The 4,563-nt window shown below is 43.2% G+C and carries 2 protein-coding genes, 1 rRNA gene and 2 pseudogenes; all 5 read left to right on the top strand.

Annotation, left to right across the window (positions count from 1 at the left end; genetic code table 11):
• Positions 1–132: ribosomal RNA gene (locus EDD73_RS14470) — 23S ribosomal RNA — on the top strand; the annotation flags it as partial.
• 1,667 nt (positions 133–1,799) lie between these two features.
• Positions 1,800–1,979 (top strand): annotated as a pseudogene (locus EDD73_RS15660) (IS3 family transposase); the annotation flags it as partial.
• Between the two features lie 750 nt (positions 1,980–2,729).
• Complete coding sequence (locus EDD73_RS14475) at positions 2,730–3,584, top strand: tyrosine-type recombinase/integrase (RefSeq protein WP_131921140.1); 855 nt, start codon at positions 2,730–2,732, stop codon at positions 3,582–3,584.
• 347 nt (positions 3,585–3,931) lie between these two features.
• Entirely contained in the window at positions 3,932–4,174 is a 243-nt protein-coding gene (locus EDD73_RS14480; RefSeq protein WP_131921142.1) for a hypothetical protein, read from the top strand.
• Between the two features lie 96 nt (positions 4,175–4,270).
• Positions 4,271–4,563: pseudogene (locus tag EDD73_RS14485) on the top strand (IS4 family transposase); the annotation flags it as partial.

Below are 4,563 nucleotides of genomic sequence, written 5' to 3' on the forward strand. Positions count from 1 at the left end.
CGACCCAAAGATGAGACTTCCCACTACACAAGTAGGTAAGACTCCAGAAAGACGATCTGGTCGATCGGCCCGGCATGTACGCACCGTGAGGTGTTTAGTGGACGGGTACGAATCAGTCGAGGTCTTGACCTTACTATAAATCGAATGCTTGCAAAAGTCCTGTGTGGTTTTCAAGGATCAATAAGGGAGCATACACTTCGTAACCGGGGTGTGTGCTCTCTTAATTTATTTATTAGTTTACATAACAATGGTGTTAAACGAAGTTATAGATTATTGTTTTTTCTGATACTTTATCCGATCTCTTAAACATTGAGGTTATTAAAACGCGGGAAGGCTACCGGTGTAAGTACTTAATTAACAGGGGCATTTACAAAAAGAAATCCGGTACGTTTTTCGTTTGTACCGGGGCCTCGCATGCATCGGTAGTCATTTTGTTTTCCGGCAGTAGTTTGGAATCGTTTATGTGTTGGCTCACCCGCATCACGTGAGGGAATCGTGTTTCACCAGCATTAAATAGACATGATAGTGAGATTACTGTTGACTACGATTAAATATTTGAAATTAGAAGGTAATTCCTTTTGTACATCGAATACTTAGCAAACAAATATTGGATTTGGAGGAACTATGTCGATGAACCATGGTGCTGATGTACTTCTAAAACTTATTAACGATAAACGCCGTGAAGCCTCACAACTGCTGCTGGCTCGAAAGTTGAACCAAGCTATCACAGCATCCCGTGAAGTAGATCAACTTAGGGAAGAGTATTATCGACTAAAAAATAACGGGAGATTTAGATAAAGTTCGAACTACCGTCATTATGCATGAGTAGCAAACTAACATGGTCATCGAAGGTAAAGACACGACATTGTTGTTGGACAGATTATTATCGCACCACGTGATAACGATTGGCTTATCGTGGTCTCTCAATAGAGGTTTTTACAATTGCCACGAAGAAAAATGAAAAGAGTTGATTATAAAGAGGGCCAACACTTAGCATTTAAGTTTTGAACGAGGAGAGAAAAGCGATACATCCAACATTAATAGCACCGCCTTCTGACAACAAACCAAAATTTCGTTCCGGTGACGCATGGTGCCCGTACTGCGGAAGAGAAGTTGAGTTTCTATGGGATAAATATCTCAATGTGGCCAAGTGCTCCAAATGTAGCATAACAACACGTGACTACCATATTCGCCGATATAACGGGTTCATGAAAACTAGCTGTGTAAATCAATCTTTTGAAATTGCTGTTCGTAAGGCTGATCGAAAGAGATTGCGTAAAGGCGAGAGAGAACTGAATCTTTTTGATTTTGCGGTTGATAGTTAATTATTCAAAGAAACAAAAAAACTGAGGGTTAACTTTTTTGGTCTACAGCCCACGTAGGATGAAATTAGAAAAAGATCGCTTTTCATTGTCATCCTTTTTGAATAGACGAAGAGCGATCTTTTTTGTTCGATAATCACATGGATTGGCGTAGATTATGCGATGCTGAGCGGGTTTCATGGACTGAAAGATGAAATGGGAGCGTGGCGAAGATCTAATGATGGCCACGATGGGCAAACGTGCGAAGACGATGTGGGGGAAGGCCGGTTAATCTACGATTTTCTTATAAGGTCTAAGCCTTTAAGAATGTCATGCAATTCTTGAAAGCTGATTTCACCTTTGGCATAGCGTCGTTTAGCGATTCTTTCCAGTGAAGTTTCGATAAGTCAGGTATGCTCCATACAACAGCAATAGCGGGATGACTACCTTAACGAACAATAAGAATAACACAATAGCGCTGCCGAGTACCTTCGTATTCAAGGATATGCAACGCCGGGCGACGGACGCGAATCCGAGAGGTGGAGTTCCAAGAACAAGTTCCTGATCGTAACCGAAACCTTTTCGATGAATGAAGCGGAACTGAATGAATACTGCCGTAGCAAGGGATTGTATCGAAAACAGATTGAGGCGTGGCGAGACGCATGTCTTCAAGCGAACGGTGCCCAGTCAGCGGCATGACGGTACGGCGGACAAGATTCTCGAGAATCGAAGGCACGTCTACAAGATGGCCCGAGAGCGCCATCCCGAGCGCTGGTCAAGGCACACCCGCACATGGAGACTTCAGGATCAGGTCTCCCTTAACCCGACTCGCGAATAGTCAGAGACAAAAATCGAAATCGATTGCCGAATGCGCTACATATTTCACCAATTTTGCCGAATGCACTTTTGCGACATCTATCTTGACAAACACCGGGGTAGTAAATCGCTATTAAAGCTCAGATTTATTTCTCAAATATCTCCATTTAACGCGTGGCGGCACACATTGGGGTAAGGTTCGATGTAATGACGTTTTAGGTATAACACTCTAGGGCGAATTTTGATGGGCATATAAGCGAACGTGTGGGATGGTTTTTCAACGATGGTGTTAAAAAATTGATGTTAACGTGGGTTACGGTGGGTTAATTGGGTCATTAGAGGTAGTGATGGTAACTGTGGGTGGAAAGATAATGCTTTAACTATTTGACTTGAACGATTATCTTTCTATGCGATAACCGCTAAGGTTCGGGGCAGCGCTACACATACCAAAGAAAAAATATCAAATTTTTAGCAATGGCGCAGAATTGTAATTCTGCGCCATTATCTGTGCGTAGATATGGACAAAAGTACGGAAAATGATATGATTAACGTGTATAAAATTTGTCGCAGAATTGCGGACGGAAAAAATCGTCTCAAAGATGGTGAAAAACGATGTCGGGAACCCTTGAAAAGTTCAAAGAAGATGGGTTACGGGGTAAGAGTCCTCTGACGATTCGGACATACTTGGAGGCACTCGGTAAATTCGAAAAATGGTTAAAGCGTGCTGGGACAGATCTAAAAGGGTATTCCCGGATGGATGTGCAGCACTATCTTGATCAGATGAGAAATGATGAGAAATCACCAGCCACGATTCATAAATATCTAAATTCCATCCGTAGCTTTAGTCGCTGGGCGAAAAAAGAGAGATGCATTGAAGATATCCGGGCAGTTAAAATGACAGACTACAGGAGAATCGCGCCTAAGGCAATGAGTCGGACGGAATGTCTGCGCGTAATGAGGGAATCCGGTCGTAATGATAAACTGCGTGACCATGCAATTATCATGACTCTTTTGCATACCGGGATTCGTGTTCGTGAATTAGTGGAGGCTAATCGCAGTGATCTGACGATTAGTGAACGAATGGGGAGACTACGAATCCGACAAGGGAAGGGAAATAAAGAGCGAGTTCTGCCGGTGGAGCGTGAAACTCGGCGGGCGCTCAGATTGTATCTTAACGGTCGTAAGGATGAGAACCCTGCGCTATTTATCAGCAATCGCAAGGAGCGTATTAGCATCCGTGCAGTACAACATGTTGTGAAAAAATTCGGTAGTGACTTGCACCCGCATAAATTCCGGCACACGATGATCACGGATTTAATGCGTTCGGGTGCCGACATTGCTCTTGTCTGCGCTATTTCCGGGCATACTACGGCCGACATGGTACTGAGGTATAGCCAACCAACAGAAGAGGATATGGAGTGCGCATTAGATAAACTGTATATCGAAAGAAACACACGGCCAGAATGATGACTGAAATTCGTAAAAATATGCGGAAGAGTTGAAGGCTACGATGGCATAATCAAAGTCTTTACCGTGCCAATACCAAAAGCATTAATGAAGATTCTTATCAAGAATGACGAGTAAGTCCCTGCCCTTGAAAGTACAGGGGAGGCTCCATTTGCATAATGGCCAAAACATAATGTAAATCGGCTTGTTAAAAAAACGGTAAGGGTTTTACCCTACCGAGATTTTTTTGGGGCCTTAAAATCGATTCTACGAGGCGTTTTTCTGGATGGAATTGCAGAAAAACTTGCATACCGAAAGTAAGATAACTTACCAAGGTAAGTAGGCGCTATACAAGGGGTGAAAGTAAGATGGCCGATGTCGTGTTTTCTACGAAGGTCGATGAAAGCGTCAAGGCTCGCTTTGATGCACTGGTGCCAACCAATATGACGCAAAAGGATTTCTTTCAGCAGTTGGTGACCAGCTTTGAATTGGCCAAAGTCCGGGAAACCATGCCGGAGCAAAAGCAGTTAGATCAACTGCGGTATCATGTTAACCGGATCGAAGAGATCTATATTGCTTATATTAAGGAAGCTACATTCGTGTTCGGTTAACCAAAAATATATTGGTAATATCAGTAATTTAAAGGTTTTTTATAAGATGATGTCGAAATCATAGGTTAAATCGCACTTATGGTGGAGGCGTATTCAATGAAAAAACCTTCCCCAAAAACCACGGTCATCGAAGGGGAATTAACGCGAATTTTCCCATCTGAATGGATAAGAGAAACGGCAAGGGAAACGAAATTTATCAAACGATCCCGTGAAGTGGATCCTGTGATGTTCTTCTGGGCCTTGATTCTCAGTTTTGGTGTTGGCGTTTCCCGAAGTTTAGCGAGTATCCGGCGATGCTACGGAAGTATGGCGGCCAAAGAGCTCGTCCCTTCGGCTTTTTACGATCGGTTCACACCGGAACTGGTTGAATTCTTGAAACGTTGCATCGC

The sequence above is a fragment of the Heliophilum fasciatum genome (genome assembly GCF_004341395.1).
GTDB lineage: Bacteria > Bacillota > Desulfitobacteriia > Heliobacteriales > Heliobacteriaceae > Heliophilum > Heliophilum fasciatum.